Raw genomic sequence first — 17,922 nt, forward strand, 5'->3', positions numbered from 1 at the left:
CCTCAGACGACCCAGGTACGCATGCTGGACGGGCTGTCGTTCAAGCAGGCCTTCGCCACCTTGATCATCGCCTTGACGGTCGGGCTGCTGACCAGCGCCTATGAACTGCAAAACGATTACCGCAATATGCACGAGCAGGTTCGGCACGATATGGCCGCCGACCTTAATCTTGTGCGCGGCCTTGCCGTCGAGGCCGCCTATCAGTTGTCGGCGGAACTGGCCGGCGAGGTGGTGGGCGGGCTGCACCAAAATCCCATGGTGCTGGAAGTCACCTTGACCGACAATTATGGCGGCGAACTGGGCAAAGAGAAGCGGGCGGCGGTATCGACCCCCTTTCCGGCCTTGGCCGAACGGTTGTTTGGGGACGTCGCCGCTCACGCGCGTGCGCTGGAAACCCGCAACCCCAACGGCTCCAGTACCTCCGTCGGCTCCTTGGAACTGCACTTGGACAGCGCCGGCCTGCTCAATGCGTGGCTGAGTCGCGCCGCTGCCGCCGTTTGGTCGGGGGTGGCGCGGGCCGTGCTGGTGTGCGCCTTGGTGGTTGCCGTCTTTTACATATTGATCACCAAGCCGTTGCTGCGGATCACCGCCGCCATCGGCCGCGTCGATACCACCCATCCCGGCGCCTTCCTGATCGATCTGCCGCGGGGGCATCAGCGCGACGAACTGGGGTTGCTGGTCGGCACCGTCAACGGCATGTTGGGCGAATCCCAGCATGGGTTGGATGATCGCGATTCCGCTCAAAACGAACTGGCCGCCCTGGCCCGCGATCTGGAACGCCGGGTGGCCGAGCGCACCCATGAACTGGCGCGGGAAAAAGAAGGGGTGGAGCGGGCCTTGGCCCAGCTGAACCTGGCCAATACCGAATTGGAAAAAGCCAACCGCGATATCAATGACGGCATCCGTTACGCCAGTCGCATTCAGACCGCCCTGTTGCCCGATCAGGGGGCGCTGTCGGGCGTGGTGGATGAACTGGCGGTGGGCTGGCAACCGCTGGACATGGTCGGCGGCGATTATTATTGGGCCGGCTCGTTCGATTCCATGGGCGTCATCGCGGTGATGGATTGTACCGGTCACGGCGTGCCCGGCGCCTTCATGACGGCGGTGGTGGCCTCAAGTTTCAGCCGCATCTTGCATCATCACGGCCACGAGGACCCGGCCGAGATGCTGACCCAGTTGAATCGGCTGGTGAAAACGGCGTTGCGCCAGGACCGCGATAGCGCGGTCAGCAATGATGGCTTGGACGCCGCCATCTGCGTCATCGACCGGGCCAAGGCGACGCTGACTTTCGCCGGCGCCAATCTGCCGTTGCTGGTGGCCGAGAATGGCGGTTTGCGGCAAGTGCGCGGGGACCGCATGAGCCTGGGTTATCTGGACAGCCCCGAGGATTACCGTTTTTCCGCCCACAGCATGAGCATCACCCCCGGCTCGGCTTTTTATCTGTATACGGACGGCGTCACCGATCAGGTTGGCGGCGACAACAACCGTTTGTTCGGCCGTCGCCGGCTGCAGGAAGTGCTGGCCGAAATGGGTACCCGCCCGGTCACCGAGCAGATGGATGCCTTGTTCCAGCAATTAAGCCAGTGGCGCGGCGAGCAGCGGCGCCGCGACGACATGACCTTTGTCGCCTTTCGGCCGTTGAGCGCCGAGGCTTAGCTCCCGCCCCCCACACGTGGGGGCGGGGTCATGGCGCCCAGCCCGGCGGGGCCATCTCGAAGCCGTCGAAATGAAAGGCGGGGGCGACGATGCAAGACACCAATGTCCACGCCCCCAACGGTTCCGCCGCCTGCCAGGCATGGGCGGGAACCACCGCCTGGACGCTGTCCCCCACCATGACGTCGCCGCCCAGGATGATATCCCGGCTGGGCTGGCCCGCTTCGGCGATGGACAGGCGCAACGCCTCGCCGCCATGCCAAAGCCAGATTTCCACCGCATCGACCCGATGCCAATGCGAGCGTTCGCCTGCCTGCAACAGGTAATGGATGGCGGTGCACGCCCCCCGGCCGCCATCGTCGTGATGGCGGTAGGTTTCGCCGTAATGACCGCCTTCCGGGTGGGGCCGCAGCCCCAACCGGGCGATGACGTCAGCCGCTTGCGACATTGTTATTCCGTCGGTTCGGTGTCGCGCACCGAGCGGCGGTTGTGGATGGTGGAGAACCAATGCGCGAGGTGCGGCCGGCCGGTGCGCCAATCAGCCACCGCCTTGCGGAAATCCAGATAGCCCAAGGCGCAAGCCACGGTGATCGGGCCGATCAGGAAGACGCCGCCCCAATGACCGACTTCCTTTTCCAGCACGTCAAGGGCGCGGTTGATGGCGGCGGTCTGGCGTTCGATCCACCCGTCCCAGCGCTTGTCCTCGGGGCGGATGGTCTGTTCGATGCGGATGGCCACGGCGGCGTCCACCAGGCCGTCGGCCAGCGCTTCCAGGGTCAGCTGACGCCAGCGTTCATGGCCGGCATCGGGGATCAGCTTGTGGCCGGAATGCAGGGAATCCAGATATTCGCAGATGACCGGCGAATCAAACAGCGCCTCGCCGCTTTCCAAGATCAGCGCCGGAATCTTCGACAGCGGGTTTTCGCTGACGAAATCGGCTTCAGAGGCCCAGGCATTGGTCTTGACCATGTCGATCTTGTCGTCCAGACCGCATTCGATGGCGGTCATCCAGACCTTGCGGGCGTAGGGCGAGGTGTGGGAATAGCGCAGTTTCATGGCAAGACGTTCTCCTGGGTGATGGGACGAGCCCGCGTTCGGCGCGGGGTTTGGCATATCCCTCTGCCGGGCTGATTAAAACACATCCTTGCGCCGACGCAATTCGGCGAAAACCAAAAAAGGATCGGTTCCCGCTTCCAGGCCGACGGCGCGGGCCACCGCCGGCACGTCGGCGCGCAGGAACGGGTTGGCGGCGCGTTCCTGGGTCAGGTTGGACGGTACGGTGGGGCGGCCGGCGGCGCGCAAGGCGGTCACCGCCTCGACGCGGGCCTGCATGGCCGGGTTGTCGCGTTCCAGCAGCCGGGCAAAGCGGCAATTGGCGGCGGTGTATTCGTGGGCGCAATAGACCAAGGTGTCGCCGGGCAGATCGCGCAAGTGGCTGAGGCTGGTCCACATTTCTTCGGCGGTGCCTTCGAACAGGCGGCCGCACCCCATGGAAAACAGGGTGTCGCCACAAAACAGGGCGTGGGAATCGGGAAACCAAAAGGCGATGTGGCCGCTGGTATGACCCGGCGTTTCCAGCACCATGGCCGCCGCATGCCCCAACAGGAAGGATTCGCCGTCGCCGATTTCGATATCGATGCCGGGAATGCGCTGAGCGTCCCGGCGGGCGGCGACGACGCGGGCGCCGGTGGCCGCCTTGAGCTCCAGATTGCCGCCGGTATGGTCGCTGTGGTGATGGGTATTGAGAATGTGGGTCAGCTGCCAGCCCCGGACGGCCAGGGCTTCTTGCACCGGGGCGGCTACCGCCGGATCAATGACGGCGCAGGCCCCGCTTTCCGGTTCGTGGGCCAGATAGATGTAATTATCGGTCAATACGGCAATCTGTTCGACGACGATCCGGGCCATGGCGCGGGCCTTTCCTATCCGACGATTTTGTAGATGACCACCTCGCGGCTGGTGCGGTCTTCCAGATCCAGGCTGGTGGCCACCTTCATGCGCGAGATTTCCAGCAGGCCGTGCTTGGGCAGATAGGCGCGACCGGGATCGGCCATCAGCACCAGGGCCCCCGCCGCCGCCAATTGACGCAGCCAGGGGAAGATGTACTCGGTCATCGGCCGTTCGTAGCAAACGTCGCCGGCGACCACCACATCCCATTGGCAGGGGCTGCCGACGATGTCGCCGCACACCACTTCGACCGTGGCGCCGTTGAGTTCGGCATTAAGGCCGATGGCCACCGCGGCCATGGCGTCGATTTCCACCGCCTGCACATGGGCGGCGCCGGTCTTGGCGGCGGCGATGGCCGAAGCGCCGCAGCCGGCGGCGAAATCCAGCACCCGTTTGCCGCGCACCATGTCGGGATTGTCAAGCACATGGCGGGTCAGGGCCTGACCGCCGGCCCAGCAAAAAGCCCAATAGGGCGGTGGCAGGTTGACCCGCAGCAATGCCGCCTCGGTGGCTTCCCACAGCGGCGTCACCTCGGTGGCCATCCACATCGAGATTTCCGGGCAGGCCGGCGGCTGCGAGATTTCGGTATTGGTCTGGATAAAGCCGGCGGGGTCTTCGATCATCTTACAGCACCTTGCCGGCGATGATGGCGGCCAGCAGACCCCATCCGAACAGGCGGTTGGATTTGAATTTGGCCAGGCAATCGGCGCTGTCGTTCATTTGCAACGACAGCGCCTGCCACGCCAATTGTCCGGCGGACAGCAGCAGCACGGGATAGAACGGCCAGGACAGGCCGGCGCTGAAGCCACTGGCCCCGATCAGCGCCACCGCCCCGGCATAAAAGGCGACCAGGGCCGGGCCGGTCTTGGCGCCCAGGCGCAAGGCGCTGGATTTGACCCCGATCAGCGAATCGTCGTCCTTGTCCTGGTGGGCGTAAATGGTGTCATAGCCCAATGTCCACAAAATGCCGGCGCCATAGAGCAAGAAGGGGGCGGGGGCGATGCTTCCGGTCACCGCCACCCAGCCCAGCAATGCCCCCCAATTGAAGGTCAAGCCCAGCCAGGCCTGTGGCCACCAGGTGATGCGCTTCATCAACGGATAGGGAAAGACCAGGATCAGCGAACCGATGCCCCACCACAGCGCGGCGGCGTTCAATTGCACCAGCACCAGCAGCCCGATGGCCAGTTGAGCCGCCAGGAACAAGGCGGCCTGGCGGATGCTGATCGCCCCCGATGGGATCGGGCGGCCCTTGGTCCGCTCAACCATGGCGTCGAATTTGTGATCGGCGATGTCGTTGATGGTGCAGCCGGCGCCGCGCATGATCACCGCGCCGATGGCGAACAGGGTCATCAGGCGCAGGTCGGGGCCGCCATCGGCGGCCAGCGCCACGCTCCACCAGCATGGAAACAGCAGCAACCAGGTGCCGATGGGGCGGTCCAACCGCATCAATCGCAAATAGGGGCGGGCCGCCGCTGGAACCCAGCGGTCGATCCAGTTGCCGACGGGAATATCGCCATTAAGGGCAGGGGCTGTGCTCATGGCCGCAGCCTACGGAAAAACACCCGGGTTGTCAGCCATTGCTGATGGTGGGAAAGCGAATGGGACGGGCTTGGGGGGCCTGATTGCGAAAGGCCAGCAGGCCGTTTTGCCAAAACAATCCGTTGACGGCCCAGCCCTTCATCGGGTCGGACTCGATATTGGCCGGCTGCATGGGTTTGCCGTACAGATAGCCCTGGGCGTGGCGGACCTTAAGCAGCTTCAACAGATTGGCGGTTTCGGCGGTTTCGACGAATTCGGCGATGGTGCCGACTTTCAGATCGGCGCAAAGCTGGGCGATGGCCTTGAGGTACGGCGTCGGCGTGTCCGAGCCGGCGACTTCCTTGATATAGGCGCCGTCGATCTTGACATGGTCCACTTCCAGCGCCCGCAGGTAGTGAAAAGCGGCCGAGCCGGCGCCGAAATCGTCGAGACAGACGGCAAAACCGGATTTGCGCAAGGATTGCAAGATGGCGTTGACGGCGGGCAGGTCGTCCACCGCCGCCGATTCGGTTAATTCGAACAGCATCCGGCCGCGCAGATCGGGGCAGGCGGCGACCATGGACAGCAATCTGCGGGCGGTCGGCGCATGCGACAAGGAGCGGCCCGACAGATTGACGGCGAAACGCAGGCCCGGATTGTTGCCCAGGGGCGAACGCATGAAATTGATCGCCCGGTTCAAGATGGCCATGTCCAGATTGCCGACGATGCCGACATTTTCGGCGAAGGTGACGGTTTCGAACGGCGAGGATTTGCCGGGAAAGCGCACCAGACATTCGAAATGGTGGACCATGTCGGTCCACAGATCGACGATGGGCTGGAACACCAGTTCAAAGCGGCCCTGGTCGATGACTTCCTTGATTTCGCGCATCTGGCCAACGGTGGACGACAGGCGCGAGCGGACGTCACGGGCCAGATTGGTCAGGCTGACGTCTTCGCCTTGGGAAAAGCGATTGAGTGAATAGAGCAAGGCGTTGGTGGCCTCTTCCGACGAAATGCCGGCGGCGTCCAAGGCGACCGAGGCCGATTTGACCGGTTCGGCCCGATCATCGGGCAAAAAGGCGCTGACCAGATCGGTAAGCGCCGCTTCGATGCTGGTGGTGGTGATATTGGGGGAATGAATGACGCCGTAACGGTTTTCGCCCAGTTCACCGGCCGCGTCGCCGCCCATGGACACCGCTTTCAGGCGTTCGCCCAATTCGGCCATGAATTCATCGGCCCTGACCGGCCCGGCGGCGGCGCGCACCTGTTCCACCGCCGGCAATTCCAGCATGGTCAGTTGGTAGACCTGCTCGGAATCGGCGCCGGTGCTGCCTTCGTCCATCATCCGCCGGGCAAGGACGGAAAAATCCTCGCGGTTGAGCAGGTGGCCGATGGGGGTGCGGTTTTCCGCCGGTACTTCCAGGGCGCTGGCATGGGTCAACGCCAGCAGGCGGTGACCGGGCTTGTCGGGGTGACGATAGCCGGCCAAGGCGACCGGCCTGTTGGGGCGGTTGGCGCCGCCCGGCGTATGCAAAAGCAGCAGGCGGACCCGCTCGCCCTCGTCCATGCGGGCCAGGGCGCGCTCGATGCGTTCGCCATCTTGGGGGATGAACATCGACGCCACCGGCTGGCTGGTCAAGGCCCGTGCCGGCTTGTTGGTCAGCGCCATGGCGGCGCCGACGGCAAAGACGATGGCGCCGTCATCGTCGACTTCCACCAGCAGATCGGCGGCGGCGAAGGCGAATGCTACATAAACTTCCCGCGATGTCGCGATGTCGCCCGCCGCCATGATGCCCCTGTTGGCTGTGCTTCCCGTGTGCGGAACTATGGCACGGGCGCGGGCCTTGTCGCTAGTGACGATATGTTCCGCCAAAGCTTGCATTCCATTGACCTTGCGTTTATAAGCTTCCTCCTTCAAGCGCGCTGGGCCTGTTAGGGCATGCCTTGCCGCTTTTACTCGTCCGAAACTTCTTTTTCGAAGGATGCAAAAATGCCCAAGATGAAGACCAAGAGCGCCGCCAAAAAGCGGTTCACGCTCACCGCCAGCGGGAAGGTCAAGGCCGGCGCAGCCAACAAGCGCCACTGCCTGTCCGCCAAGCCGAAAGACATGAAGCGTCAAGCCCGTGGCACCTTCGTCCTGTTCAAGGCCGATGGTGAAAAGGTCAAGCAATACTACCTGCCGAACGGAGCTAAGTAATGGCGCGCGTCAAGCGGGGCGTAACCACTCACGCCCGTCACAAGAAGATCATGAAGCTGGCCAAGGGCTATCGCGGCCGGGCTTCCACCTGTTTCCGCGTCGCCATCGAAAAGGTCGAAAAGGCGCTCAGCTACGCCTATCGCGACCGTCGGGCCAAGAAGCGCAATTTCCGGGGTCTGTGGATCCAGCGTATCAACGCCGGCACCCGTCAGTACGGCATGCCCTATTCCCGTTTCATGAATGGCCTGAAGAAGGCCGGCATCCTGCTGGACCGCAAGGTTCTGGCGGACATCGCCGCGCGCGAGCCGGAATCGTTTAAGTCGCTGGTGCAAAAGGCCGAGGCGGCCCTGGGCTAAGGCACTGCGATTTCTCAGCAGGTCTGTTTTGCTTAAGGGGGCTGCCCATGCGGGCGGCCCCCTTTTATGTCCGAATGGGGTGAAGCATGGACGAACTCGATAAGATCCGCGTCGCGGCCTTGGCGGCGGTAGCCGCCGCCGATAGCGTCGAGGCATTGGAAGCCGCCCGCGTCGCCGCGCTGGGCAAGAAGGGCAGCATCTCGGGCCTGATGGCCGCGCTCGGCAAGATGGACCCCGAAGCCCGCAAGGCCGCCGGCGCCGCCATGAACGCGGTCAAGGACGAGGTGGCCGAGGCCATCGCCGCCGCCAAATCGGTGCTGGAAGCCAAGGCGCTTGATGCCCGTCTGGCGCGCGAGAAAGTCGATGTCACGCTTCCGGTCCGCCCCGACAGCCAGTCCGGCCGCATCCACCCCATTTCCCAGGTGATGGAAGAAATGGCCGCCATCTTCGCCCAAATGGGCTTTGATGTGGCCGAAGGTCCCGATATCGAGGACGATTTCCACAATTTCACCGCGCTCAACATCCCGGCCGAACATCCCGCCCGGCAGATGCATGACACCTTTTATTTCGGCGAGCGCGAGGATGGTTCGCGCCACCTGCTGCGCACCCATACCAGCCCGGTGCAGATCCGCACCATGCTGAGCAAGAAGCCGCCGATTCGCATCATCGCCCCGGGCCGCACCTATCGCTGCGATTCGGACATGACCCACACGCCGATGTTCCATCAGATCGAAGGTCTGGTGATCGACAAGACCACCAATATGGGCCACCTCAAGGGCTGCCTGCTGGAATTCGTCACCACCTTCTTCGAGGTCGACGAAGTGCCGGTGCGTTTCCGCCCCAGCTTCTTCCCCTTCACCGAACCCTCGGCCGAGGTCGATATCGGCTGTTCGCGCGACGGCGGCGAACTCAAGATCGGCAAGGGGGCCAGTTGGCTGGAAATCGGCGGGTCGGGCATGGTTCATCCCAATGTGCTGCGCGCCTGCGGCATTGATCCCGACGAGTATCAGGGCTTTGCCTTCGGCATGGGCGTCGAGCGCATGGCCATGCTGAAATACGGCATTCCCGATTTGCGGACTTTCTTCGATTCCGATCTGCGCTGGCTCAAGCATTACGGCTTCGTCCCCCTTGACGTGCCGACCCTGTCCGGAGGGCTGACCCGATGAAATTCACCTTGTCGTGGCTGAAAAGCCATCTGGACACCGAAGCCACGCTGGCCGAAATCGACGCCCGCCTGACCATGCTGGGCCTGGAAGTCGAGGAAATCCATGATCCGGCCAAGGATTTGGCCGGTTTCACCATCGGCCATATCGTCGAGGCCGAACAGCACCCCAATGCCGACCGCTTGCGCATCTGCAAGGTCGATACCGGCGCCGGCATCATTCAGGTGGTGTGCGGCGCTCCCAACGCGCGGGCCGGGATCAAGGTCATTTTGGCGCAGCCGGGAACCTTTATTCCGGTCAGCGGCGACAAACTGAAAAAGGGCAATGTGCGCGGCATCGAAAGCCAGGGGATGATGTGTTCCTGGCGCGAGCTGAAGCTGGGCGAAGACCATGACGGCATCGCCGAACTGGACGCGGATAGCCCGGTCGGCGCCAAGCTGGTCGAGGTGATGCGCTTCGATCCGGTGATCGAGATTTCCATCACCCCCAATCGCGCCGATTGCCTGGGCGTCCGCGGCGTTGCCCGCGATCTGGCGGCGTCGGGTCTGGGGCGTTTGAAGCCGCTGGTGGTCAATCCGGTCAAGGGCGGCTATGTCAGCCCGATCAACGTCGCCTTGGATTTCCCCGAGGATGCCAAATCCGCCTGTCCGATGTTCGTCGGCCGTCACTTCAAGGGCGTGAAGAACGGCCCCAGCCCGCAATGGCTGCAAGACCGTCTGACCGCCATCGGCCTGCGTCCCATTTCGGCCCTGGTCGATATCACCAATTTCTTCACCTTCGATCTGGCCCGCCCGCTGCACGTCTTTGACGCCGCCAAGGTCAACGGCGCCCTCACCGCTCGTCTGGCCCGTCCGGGCGAAAAGCTGATGGCGCTGAACGGCAAGGAATACGAGCTGTCGGCCGAGATGACGGTGATCGCAGACCAAGCCGGGCCGGAAGGTCTGGCCGGGGTGATGGGCGGCGAACATTCCGGCTGCACCGAAGCGACCACCGAGGTTTTCTTGGAAGTGGCGGCTTTCGATCCGATCCGCACGGCGGCGACCGGGCGCAAGCTCGATATCTTGTCCGATGCCCGCTTCCGGTTCGAACGCGGTATCGATCCGGCGTTCCTGATCGATGCGGCCGAACTGGCCACCGCCATGATCGTGGAATTGTGCGGCGGTGAAGCCTCGGAATTGGTGGTTGCCGGGGCCGAACCCGATTGGCGCCAATCCATCGCCCTGCGGCCCGAACGGGCGGAAGCCCTGGGCGGTGTGGCGGTGGAGACCAAGCGTCAGGAACTTATCCTGACCGCCTTGGGCTGCACCGTTTCCGAACATGGCGACGGCCTGTTGGTGGTGCCGCCGTCATGGCGCGGCGACATCACCGCCGAACACGATCTGGTGGAAGAGATCATCCGGGTCAACGGCTATGATCAAATCCCGGCGACGCCGATGCCGCGCCCGACCATGTGCAAGCCGGTGCTGACCCCGGGCCAGCGCCGCGCCGCCTGGGTGCGTCGTCACTTGGCCAGCCGGGGATTGGTGGAAACGGTGACGTGGTCGTTCCTGCCATCGGCCCAGGCCAAGTTGTTCGGCGGCGGGACCGCCGCCATGCATCTGGCCAATCCCATTTCCACCGATCTGGATTGCATGCGGCCCAGCCTGCTGCCCAATCTGGTGGTTGCCGCCGGGCGCAATGCCGATCGCGGTTTCAAGGATTTGGGCCTGTTCGAGATCGGGGCGCAGTTCGATGGCCCCGAACCGGGCCAGCAACGCGCCGTCGCCGCCGGGATCCGGGTCGGCAAGGCGGTGCCGCGCCATTGGAAGGAAGCCAGCCGCGCCGTTGACGTGTTCGACGCCAAGGCCGATCTGCTGGCGGCCATCGCCGCCGCCGGGGCCAACCCGGATTCGTTCCAGATCGGCACCGATGCGCCGTCTTGGTATCACCCCGGCCGTTCCGGCGTGCTCAAGCTGGGCAATAAGCCGGTCGCTGCCTTTGGCGAAGTGCATCCGGGCGTTTTGACCGCCTTGGACGTCAAGGGGCCGATCGTCGCCTTCGAATTGTTCCTGGAAGCCTTGCCGCCGCAAAAGGCCAAGGCGACCAAGGCCAAGCCGCTGGTGAAACTGTCAGCGTTCCAGCCGCTGGAGCGTGATTTCGCCTTCGTGCTGGATGCCGAAATGTCGGCCGATGCGGTGCTGCGGGCGGCCAGGAACGCCGAGAAGGCCCTGATCACCGATGTGTCGGTGTTTGACCTGTACGAAGGCCCCAATGTGGGCGAGGGCAAGAAGTCGCTGGCCATCTCGGTGACCTTGCAGCCCTTTGACAAGACCCTGACCGACGAAGAAATCGAAGCGGTGGGCAAGAAGATCGTCGAAGGCGTGCTTAAGGCCACGGGTGGGGTCTTGCGGGGATAACATGCCCACCATCATTTTGCTTCGTCATGGCGAAACCCATTGGAATCGCCAACAGCGCATTCAGGGTCACGGCGATTCGCCGTTGACCCTGAACGGCATCGAGCAGGCCCGCGCCTATGGCCGCGCCATCCAGCCCTTGCTGGGGGTGGGGCGATGGCGGTTGGTCAGCTCGCCATTATCGCGGTGCATGCAGACCAGCGCCATCTTGTGCGAAACCGCCGGTCTGGACTTTGCTCAGGTCGAGCGCGATGCCCGCCTCAAGGAAGTCTCGACCGGGGAATATTCCGGCCGACTGAAAACCGAGTTCCCCCCCGGTCAGCTGGGCGGCAGCGGCCGGCGATCGTGGTTCTTTCACTGTCCTGGGGGGGAAACTCACGCCCACATGGTCAGCCGTCTGTCGGCATGGCTGGCGACCCTGGGCGACAACGATCATGTTGTCGCCGTCAGCCATGGCATCGCCGGTAAAATTCTGCGTGGCCTTTACGCCGGCTGGGATCCCGATCACGCCTTGGCCCAAGACAGCCCGCAGGACGCGCTTTTCCTGTTGCGCGATGGCCTTGTCCAGCGTGTCGCTTGCTCCTGATCCCCCCCTGTGCTTTGGTGGTATCGGCAGGGGAGAGGGGGAAGGAATGATGCGTAAGATCAAGACAGTTTTATTGATCTTGGCGGCCATGGTCATGGCATCGCCCGTCTGCGCTCGCGATTTGGTCGTCGGGGTCGAGGAACAGGAATATTACCCCTTATTCGCCGTGCGAGAGGGCGATTACGTCGGCACGGCGCGGGAAATTCTCGATGCCTTTGCCCATGCCCAGGGACACCGCCTGATTTATCGGCCCTTGCCCATCGACCGTCTGTTCAGCGAATTGGTGAGTGGGAGGATCGATCTGAAATTTCCCGATAACGCCCAGTGGGGCGGCGATTTCAAGGCCGGGCGAAGCATCGCCTACAGCAAGCCGGTGGTCGCCTCTCTGGATGGCGTCATGGTACGGCCGATGAATTTGGGGCGCGGTGCCTCGGCCATCCGGGTGTTGGGCACGGTGTCGGGGTTCCAACCGCTCGGCTGGAAGGACCGCATCGCCGATGGCTCGGTCGCGCTGAGGGCGCAGACCGGGGTGGAAGACCTGCTCAAGCAGGCCGCCACCGGCAAAGTGGACGGCGCCTATGTCAGTGTCGCTGTCGCCAATTATGCCCTGGCGCGGTTGCTGGATATGGATGGGGCTTTGGTTTTCGACGCCAGCCTGCCCCATATCCGAGGTTCTTATCATCTCTCATCATTCACGCAACCAGAGATTATCCGCGCATTTGATCAATGGTTGATGGAAAACGCCGCTCTGGTCGAATCGGTCAAACTCAGGATGAACGCGGAAAAAGGCATCAAGTGACTTGCCGAGTGTTGTGCGTTGGTGTTCATTGAGCCGTCGAGAAAAGAGGATTGGTGAGATGAAGCGCCTTGGATTGGCCTTGTTTATCATGTGCGCAATGACGGGAATTGCCCAGGCCGCGCCGCGCGAACTGGTCATCGGCGTCGAGGATATTGAATATTATCCGCTCTACGCCATCCGCGATGGCGAATATGTCGGGGTCATGCGCGAGATCGTCGATGCTTTCGCTCGGGCCAAGGATTACCACGTCACCTATCGGGCCTTGCCGATCAAGCGGCTTTATGCCGAGTTGGCCGGCGGCGGCATCGACGTCAAGCTGCCCGACAATCCCGGCTGGGGCACCGAGGCCAAGGCCGGGCTGACCATGACCTACAGCAAGCCGCTGGTATCCTATATTGACGGCGTCGTCGTCCGTCCCGGCTCCATCGCCAGGCAGGCGGACCAGTTTCGCACGCTTGGCACCGTGGCCGGCTTTACCCCGCTGGCGTGGGCGGATCGGGTCAAGGCCGACAAGGTGGCGCTGAAGGAAAATCCGCGGATGGAATTGCTGCTGCGCCAGACCGTGGTCGGCCATGTGGACGGCGCCTATGTCAACGTGGCGGTCGCCCACCACGTGCTGAACAATATCTTGAACATGCCCGGCGCCTTGGTCTTCAACTCGGCCTTACCGCATTCCCGCGATTATTATTATCTATCGACCAGTCGGCACCCGCAGGTGGTCGCGGAGTTCAATGCCTGGTTGAAAGAGAATCCGCAGATGGTCAAGGATATCAAGGACCGCTTTGGCGCCGAAAAAGGGGCGGAGTAACCGCCCCTCTTGGGGGCTCAGCGGTGATAAAAGCCGGCGCCGACGACGTAATCGCCGACCTGGACCACGTATGAGGTCTTGTTTTCCAGCTTGCCGGTGGCCGGGTTCTTCCACAGGTAATCGACCATCCCCGACCCGTTGCGCTTGGCTTTCTTGATGATTTCCTGAACCAGCTTCAAGCCGGCGGCGTCGGTCATTTCCCAAGCGTCCGAGCCGGTGCGTTCCGGGCGGAAGCCGGTGGCTTTGTAGACGCCCTTGGCATCGAAGGCGAAGACGTAAAGATCGTTTTGGATCCACTTCCCCTTGGGGTCGTTGAAGGCCTCGAAGGCTTTTTCCGCGCCGACCTTTTTCATGAAGGCGACGGCGTCATCGACCAGGGTTTGCACCTGTTCGTAACCATGGTGAACGATTGGGGCCGGCGCATTGGCGTCGGCGGCCCAGACCGGCGGCGCCAGCATCAGCGCCACCAGCAACGCCACGCTCAAGCGGTTGGAAAACATAGATCAGCCTCCCCTTCATTATGATTTCGACCATTCTAATATAGCTTCGCCAGGAAACAAAAGGCCGGTTGAACGGTCTGGACTTTCGTCGGCAGGACACGGGGTCTTAAGGGGTGCTATAAGCGCCCGATCATGAACACATCCCCGTCACGCTGGCGGGCCGAGGCGGCGGCCATGTTGTCGCTGGGCTGGCCCATTATCCTTACCAATCTGGCCCAGATCGCCATCGGCACCACCGACACGGTGATGATGGGATGGTTGGGGCCGACGGATCTGGCCGCCGGAACCTTGGGCGCCAACCTGTATTTCGGCTGGTTCGTCATGGGCATCGGGCTGGTGTTGGGGACGTCGCCCATGCTGGCCCAGACCCTGGGGGCGCGGCGGCACGCTGTGCGCGAATGTCGGCGGATCGTCCGTCAAGGATTGTGGCTGGCGGGATTATATAGTCTGCCGGTGTGGGTGGTGTTGTGGCACACCGAGACGATTTTGGGATTTTTGGGCCAAGACCCTGCCCTGACCGTCACCGCCGGAGCCTATGGCCGGGCGGTGATGTGGGGATTGCTGCCGGCCTTGGGGATGATCGCGCTGCGTTCGTTCATCGCGGCGCAGGAACGGCCCCGCGCCGCCATGGTGGTCACCGTGCTGGCGGTTGGCTTGAACGCCGGGGTCAATTGGCTGTTGATGTTTGGTCATTGGGGCCTGCCGGCCATGGGGGTGGTTGGCGCCGGGGTGGCCTCCAGCCTGTCCAATGCCTTCATGTTCATTGCCTTGCTGGGGTTCATCCTGGCTGACCGGCGTTTCCGCCGTTTTCATCTGTTGGGCCGTCTGTGGCGGTCGGATTGGCCGAAATTCAAGGAATTGCTGCGGGTCGGCGGCCCCATGGGGCTGGCCATGGGGTTCGAGGTCTCGGGCTTCAACGCCGCCGCCTTTCTGATGGGGGTGATCGACGCGCCATCCCTGGCCGCCCACGCCATCGCCCTCCAGGTGGCTTCGGTCACCTTCATGGTGCCCATGGGGCTGGCCCAGGCGGCGACCGTGCGGGTCGGGCTGGCCGCCGGCGCCGGCAATGCCGACGGCGTGCGCAAGGCCGGCTGGACCGCCTTGGTTCTGAGCAGCGGCTTCATGGTGCTGATGGCGGTGGTGCTGATCGTCTGGCCCCAGGCCATTGTCAGCGCTTTCCTTGACCTTGAGCGGCCGGATACGGCGGTGGTGCTGTCCCACGCCTTGGTGTTCCTGGCCGTGGCGGCTTTGTTCCAGGTGGTTGATGGCGCCCAAGTGGTTGGCGCCGGCGCCTTGCGCGGCCTCAAGGATACCCGCGTGCCGATGATCTTCGCCGGTTTGGGCTATTGGGGGCTGGGGATCCCCATCGGCGCTCTGTTGGCCTTTGGCGCCGGCATGGGGGGCTTGGGCATCTGGATCGGTCTGGCGATCGGTCTGGCGGTGGTGGCGGCGCTGGTCACCCTGCGGTGGAGCCTGCGCCGCCGCCTGGATCTGCTTAAGCCATATTGTCCTTAAGCCAGGCTTGCAGGCGGTTCCATCCGTCTTTGGCCGCTTCCTCGCGGTAGCTGGGGCGGTAATCGGCGTGGAAAGCGTGCGGGGCGTCGGGGTAGACGACGATCTCGGTCTTGACCTTGGCGGCCTTGGCCGCCTCACGCATGAGGGCGATGCTGTCTTGGCTGATGCCTTGGTCGGCGCCGCCATAAAGTCCAAGAACCGGGGCCTTCAATTGCGCCGCCAAGTCCAGCGGATGATGCGGGGTCATTGCGGTCGCCTCGCCCGTCAACTTGCCGTACCAGGCCACCGCCGCCCGCAATGTGGGGTTATGGGCGGCATAGAGCCAGGAAATCCGCCCGCCCCAGCAAAAGCCGGTGATGGCCAGACGATGGGGGTCACCGCCATTGGCGCCGGCCCAGGCGGCGGCGGCGTCGAGGTCGGTCAGCACCTGGCGATCGGGGACCTTGGCGACGATGGTTTTCAACAGCGTGGGGATGTCGGCGATGGTCGAGGGATCGCCTTGACGGACATAGAGTTCCGGGGCGATGGCCAGATAGCCCAGCTTGGCCAGCCGACGGCAGACATCGCGGATATGTTCGTGCACGCCAAAGATTTCCTGAACCACCAAGACGGTGGGCAGGGCGCCGGCCTGCGCCGGCCGGGCGACATAGGCCGGCAACTCGCCGATCATCACCGGGCCGACGCTCAGGCCCATGGCGTCGGTGGTGATGGCTTCGGCGTGGACCGGGCCGGCGGCCATGGCGAAGCCGGTTGCGGCCAGCGCCGTGCCGATAAAGTTCCGGCGGCTGAAAGCGGGGTTCAGGCTTTTCATGTCTTCGTGCATCGCGAGATCTCCCTTTGGCTGCCCTGAGTGTGGGGACGTCTTGGCGCAATTGAAAGGGGGGCTTGACCATTGTCAGATCGCCGTGACCGAAACGGGCCTAAACTGCCGCTTTCCATCGGGGGGAAGTCCCATGATCCGCCGTCTTGTCTTGTGCGCCTGCCTTGCCATCCTTCCCATTTCCGCCGCCGGGGCGGAACAGATCGGGTGTCCCGATCTGGCGCAAGCGGTTCAAGTGGGCGATTGTCCCTCCGAGGCGCAGCTGAAGTACAGCTATGCCGGCTATTGCAGCGACGACGCCCGCATGTATGACAAGGATAACGGCAACACCTGCGTGACGCTGGAGGACTTCAAGAAGCTGAAAAACCACGCCCTGTGGGAAGCCGGCGATTTTCAGGGCTATCTGCATTGTGGCCGCACGCCGGAGCAAACCCGAGCGCTGAAACTGACCGAGGTCAAGGTCGCCCCTGCCGGCAAGCTGACAAGGGTGGTGTGCACCTATGAAGATGGCGCTCAGATGGTGTTGCGCACCCGTCGCGCCTGTACCGAGGCCGAGGGAAAGATCACCTGCGATTAGGCGTTGTCGGGCACAACCCAGTGCAAGCGTGAATGGGCGTCGGCCTCGCCCATGACGCCGGCCAGCCATGGCATCAATCGGCCCAATGCCTGGTCCAGCTTCCACGGCGGATTAATGACCACCAAGCCGCAGCCGTTCAGGCGGTCGGGGGCGTCTCCGCCCCTGATCCAGATGTCGGCGGCGATGGTTTTCGGCAGTCCAAGCATGGCGAGGTCGGCATGGAAACGGTCGATGACGTCGCGGGCCTTGATCGGATACCACAGGGCATAAAGCCCGGTGGGCCAGCGCTTCATCGCCTCGATCAGGCCTTTGCGCATGCGCTGGAATTCGTCGCGCACCTCGAAAGGCGGGTCGATCAGCACCAAACCGCGCCGTTCCGGTGGTGGCAGCAGGGCCTTAAGGCCGTCATAGCCATCGCGGTGATGGACGCCGACCCGGCGGTCGGCGGCGAAGCGGGCGCGCAATTCCTCGGCATCTTCCGGGTGCAATTCGCACAGGGCCAGCCGGTCGTGGGGGCGTGCTGCCAGGGCGGCGATCATCGGTGAGCCGGGGTAATAGCGCAGGCCGCCATCGGGGTTGAGGCTGTGGATCGCCGCCAGGAAGGGCGCCAGCTCTTCCGGCGGGGCGGCGGCGGCCAAAACCTTGGCGATGCCGTTTTGCCATTCGCCGGTCTTTTCCGCCTGCACCGAGGCAAGGTCATAGGCGCCGATACCGGCATGGCTGTCCAGATAGGCATAGGCCGCCTCCTTGCGCTTGAGGTGCTCAAGGATCAGGGCCAGGGCGGCGTGTTTGTGGACGTCGGCAAAATTGCCGGCGTGGTATGCGTGTCGGTAATTCATGGCCCAGGCTTGTGGGCAAAAAACCGGAAAATCGCAAGAAAATTAGCAGCGGCGGCCCTGCGCAGTAATTTTATACAAATTCTAAAAACAATTGGATTGTGCGTCGCAGCATTTGCGGTTGTCGGCAGTAACCGATGATCGCGTACAAAGCTAAAGTCAGCACTATTCGGCTTGCCCGTAAGTATTTTTAATTATGGCTTAATGCCTTGGCTCTATATGTTAAACCGCGTGAAGCTGCCTGGGTCACCCCTGTG

19 protein-coding genes are annotated in these 17,922 nt (G+C 63.3%); 10 read left to right on the forward strand and 9 right to left on the reverse strand.

Annotated features, from left to right (window positions below; genetic code table 11):
* Positions 1 to 21: 21 nt before the first annotated feature.
* Complete coding sequence (locus KEC16_RS08560; protein ID WP_249208991.1) at positions 22 to 1,656, forward strand: SpoIIE family protein phosphatase; 1,635 nt, start codon at positions 22 to 24, stop codon at positions 1,654 to 1,656.
* A 28-nt stretch (positions 1,657 to 1,684) separates the two neighbouring features.
* Here the strand turns inward: KEC16_RS08560 and KEC16_RS08565 are convergent, their stop codons facing one another.
* The 6 genes from KEC16_RS08565 to KEC16_RS08590 form a co-directional block, all read right to left on the reverse strand.
* A complete protein-coding gene (locus KEC16_RS08565) occupies positions 1,685 to 2,101 on the reverse strand; it encodes a cupin domain-containing protein (RefSeq protein ID WP_211547852.1) in 417 nt (138 codons plus the stop codon).
* A 2-nt stretch (positions 2,102 to 2,103) separates the two neighbouring features.
* Positions 2,104 to 2,709: a glutathione S-transferase N-terminal domain-containing protein gene (locus tag KEC16_RS08570; RefSeq protein ID WP_211547854.1), complete on the reverse strand. Its 606-nt coding sequence runs from the start codon at positions 2,707 to 2,709 to the stop codon at positions 2,104 to 2,106.
* Between the two features lie 75 nt (positions 2,710 to 2,784).
* Positions 2,785 to 3,558, reverse strand: a complete 774-nt coding sequence (gene gloB / locus KEC16_RS08575; protein WP_211547856.1) for a hydroxyacylglutathione hydrolase — start codon at positions 3,556 to 3,558, stop codon at positions 2,785 to 2,787.
* Positions 3,559 to 3,572: 14 nt separating this feature from the next.
* Positions 3,573 to 4,220: a class I SAM-dependent methyltransferase gene (locus KEC16_RS08580; RefSeq protein ID WP_211547858.1), complete on the reverse strand. Its 648-nt coding sequence runs from the start codon at positions 4,218 to 4,220 to the stop codon at positions 3,573 to 3,575.
* Between the two features lies 1 nt (position 4,221).
* Positions 4,222 to 5,136 (reverse strand): 4-hydroxybenzoate octaprenyltransferase, encoded by a 915-nt coding sequence (gene ubiA / locus KEC16_RS08585; RefSeq protein WP_211547860.1) that lies wholly within the window; start codon positions 5,134 to 5,136, stop codon positions 4,222 to 4,224.
* Between the two features lie 31 nt (positions 5,137 to 5,167).
* On the reverse strand, positions 5,168 to 6,904 hold the full coding sequence (locus tag KEC16_RS08590) for an EAL domain-containing protein (protein ID WP_211547862.1): 1,737 nt from the start codon (positions 6,902 to 6,904) through the stop codon (positions 5,168 to 5,170).
* 201 nt (positions 6,905 to 7,105) lie between these two features.
* Here KEC16_RS08590 and rpmI point away from each other — a divergent pair, with 201 nt between their 5' ends.
* The 7 genes from rpmI (at position 7,106) to KEC16_RS08625 (ending at position 13,417) form a co-directional block, all read left to right on the forward strand.
* The gene (gene rpmI, locus KEC16_RS08595) at positions 7,106 to 7,312 is read left to right on the forward strand and encodes a 50S ribosomal protein L35 (RefSeq protein WP_211547864.1); all 207 of its coding nucleotides are present in this window, start codon (positions 7,106 to 7,108) and stop codon (positions 7,310 to 7,312) included.
* Positions 7,312 to 7,668, forward strand: coding sequence for a 50S ribosomal protein L20 (gene rplT, locus KEC16_RS08600; RefSeq protein ID WP_211547866.1), 357 nt, complete (start codon positions 7,312 to 7,314; stop codon positions 7,666 to 7,668). Before rpmI ends, rplT begins: the two co-directional genes overlap by 1 nt.
* An 86-nt stretch (positions 7,669 to 7,754) precedes the next feature.
* Entirely contained in the window at positions 7,755 to 8,834 is a 1,080-nt protein-coding gene (gene pheS, locus KEC16_RS08605) for a phenylalanine--tRNA ligase subunit alpha (protein WP_211547868.1), read from the forward strand.
* Positions 8,831 to 11,227 (forward strand): phenylalanine--tRNA ligase subunit beta, encoded by a 2,397-nt coding sequence (pheT, locus tag KEC16_RS08610; RefSeq protein ID WP_211547870.1) that lies wholly within the window; start codon positions 8,831 to 8,833, stop codon positions 11,225 to 11,227. Before pheS ends, pheT begins: the two co-directional genes overlap by 4 nt.
* Position 11,228: 1 nt before the next feature.
* On the forward strand, positions 11,229 to 11,810 hold the full coding sequence (locus KEC16_RS08615) for a histidine phosphatase family protein (protein WP_211547872.1): 582 nt from the start codon (positions 11,229 to 11,231) through the stop codon (positions 11,808 to 11,810).
* Positions 11,811 to 11,856: 46 nt separating this feature from the next.
* Positions 11,857 to 12,609 (forward strand): substrate-binding periplasmic protein, encoded by a 753-nt coding sequence (locus KEC16_RS08620; protein WP_211547874.1) that lies wholly within the window; start codon positions 11,857 to 11,859, stop codon positions 12,607 to 12,609.
* A gap of 58 nt (positions 12,610 to 12,667) precedes the next feature.
* Positions 12,668 to 13,417 (forward strand): substrate-binding periplasmic protein, encoded by a 750-nt coding sequence (locus KEC16_RS08625; RefSeq protein WP_211547876.1) that lies wholly within the window; start codon positions 12,668 to 12,670, stop codon positions 13,415 to 13,417.
* A gap of 17 nt (positions 13,418 to 13,434) precedes the next feature.
* Here KEC16_RS08625 and KEC16_RS08630 read toward each other — a convergent pair whose 3' ends face one another.
* Positions 13,435 to 13,917, reverse strand: a complete 483-nt coding sequence (locus KEC16_RS08630; RefSeq protein WP_211547878.1) for a cache domain-containing protein — start codon at positions 13,915 to 13,917, stop codon at positions 13,435 to 13,437.
* 132 nt (positions 13,918 to 14,049) lie between these two features.
* Between KEC16_RS08630 and KEC16_RS08635 the strand changes: the two genes are divergently transcribed.
* Positions 14,050 to 15,432 carry an MATE family efflux transporter gene (locus KEC16_RS08635; protein WP_211547880.1) on the forward strand — a complete coding sequence of 461 codons (1,383 nt, stop codon included), beginning with the start codon at positions 14,050 to 14,052 and terminating at the stop codon, positions 15,430 to 15,432.
* Here the strand turns inward: KEC16_RS08635 and KEC16_RS08640 are convergent.
* Entirely contained in the window at positions 15,413 to 16,255 is an 843-nt protein-coding gene (locus KEC16_RS08640) for a dienelactone hydrolase family protein (protein WP_211547882.1), read from the reverse strand. The genes KEC16_RS08635 and KEC16_RS08640 overlap by 20 nt on opposite strands.
* 130 nt (positions 16,256 to 16,385) lie before the next feature.
* On the opposite strand from KEC16_RS08640, the gene KEC16_RS08645 reads away from it, so the two are divergent.
* Complete coding sequence (locus tag KEC16_RS08645; RefSeq protein WP_211547883.1) at positions 16,386 to 16,829, forward strand: hypothetical protein; 444 nt, start codon at positions 16,386 to 16,388, stop codon at positions 16,827 to 16,829.
* Here the strand turns inward: KEC16_RS08645 and KEC16_RS08650 are convergent.
* Complete coding sequence (locus tag KEC16_RS08650; RefSeq protein ID WP_211547884.1) at positions 16,826 to 17,668, reverse strand: 23S rRNA (adenine(2030)-N(6))-methyltransferase RlmJ; 843 nt, start codon at positions 17,666 to 17,668, stop codon at positions 16,826 to 16,828. The two genes, KEC16_RS08645 and KEC16_RS08650, sit on opposite strands and share 4 nt — an antisense overlap.
* Between the last annotated feature and the right edge of the window lie 254 nt (positions 17,669 to 17,922).

The sequence above is a fragment of the Magnetospirillum sulfuroxidans genome (assembly GCF_018224925.1).
GTDB classification, from domain to species: domain Bacteria; phylum Pseudomonadota; class Alphaproteobacteria; order Rhodospirillales; family Magnetospirillaceae; genus Magnetospirillum; species Magnetospirillum sulfuroxidans.

Coding starts and splice junctions, on each gene's coding strand:
- KEC16_RS08560 (WP_249208991.1), top strand. CDS start 22: ATGCTGGACGGGCTGTCGTTCAAGCAGGCCTTCGCCACCTTGATCATC.
- KEC16_RS08565 (WP_211547852.1), bottom strand. CDS start 2,101: ATGTCGCAAGCGGCTGACGTCATCGCCCGGTTGGGGCTGCGGCCCCAC.
- KEC16_RS08570 (WP_211547854.1), bottom strand. CDS start 2,709: ATGAAACTGCGCTATTCCCACACCTCGCCCTACGCCCGCAAGGTCTGG.
- gloB (WP_211547856.1), bottom strand. CDS start 3,558: ATGGCCCGGATCGTCGTCGAACAGATTGCCGTATTGACCGATAATTAC.
- KEC16_RS08580 (WP_211547858.1), bottom strand. CDS start 4,220: ATGATCGAAGACCCCGCCGGCTTTATCCAGACCAATACCGAAATCTCG.
- ubiA (WP_211547860.1), bottom strand. CDS start 5,136: ATGAGCACAGCCCCTGCCCTTAATGGCGATATTCCCGTCGGCAACTGG.
- KEC16_RS08590 (WP_211547862.1), bottom strand. CDS start 6,904: ATGGCGGCGGGCGACATCGCGACATCGCGGGAAGTTTATGTAGCATTC.
- rpmI (WP_211547864.1), top strand. CDS start 7,106: ATGCCCAAGATGAAGACCAAGAGCGCCGCCAAAAAGCGGTTCACGCTC.
- rplT (WP_211547866.1), top strand. CDS start 7,312: ATGGCGCGCGTCAAGCGGGGCGTAACCACTCACGCCCGTCACAAGAAG.
- pheS (WP_211547868.1), top strand. CDS start 7,755: ATGGACGAACTCGATAAGATCCGCGTCGCGGCCTTGGCGGCGGTAGCC.
- pheT (WP_211547870.1), top strand. CDS start 8,831: ATGAAATTCACCTTGTCGTGGCTGAAAAGCCATCTGGACACCGAAGCC.
- KEC16_RS08615 (WP_211547872.1), top strand. CDS start 11,229: ATGCCCACCATCATTTTGCTTCGTCATGGCGAAACCCATTGGAATCGC.
- KEC16_RS08620 (WP_211547874.1), top strand. CDS start 11,857: ATGATGCGTAAGATCAAGACAGTTTTATTGATCTTGGCGGCCATGGTC.
- KEC16_RS08625 (WP_211547876.1), top strand. CDS start 12,668: ATGAAGCGCCTTGGATTGGCCTTGTTTATCATGTGCGCAATGACGGGA.
- KEC16_RS08630 (WP_211547878.1), bottom strand. CDS start 13,917: ATGTTTTCCAACCGCTTGAGCGTGGCGTTGCTGGTGGCGCTGATGCTG.
- KEC16_RS08635 (WP_211547880.1), top strand. CDS start 14,050: ATGAACACATCCCCGTCACGCTGGCGGGCCGAGGCGGCGGCCATGTTG.
- KEC16_RS08640 (WP_211547882.1), bottom strand. CDS start 16,255: ATGCACGAAGACATGAAAAGCCTGAACCCCGCTTTCAGCCGCCGGAAC.
- KEC16_RS08645 (WP_211547883.1), top strand. CDS start 16,386: ATGATCCGCCGTCTTGTCTTGTGCGCCTGCCTTGCCATCCTTCCCATT.
- KEC16_RS08650 (WP_211547884.1), bottom strand. CDS start 17,668: ATGAATTACCGACACGCATACCACGCCGGCAATTTTGCCGACGTCCAC.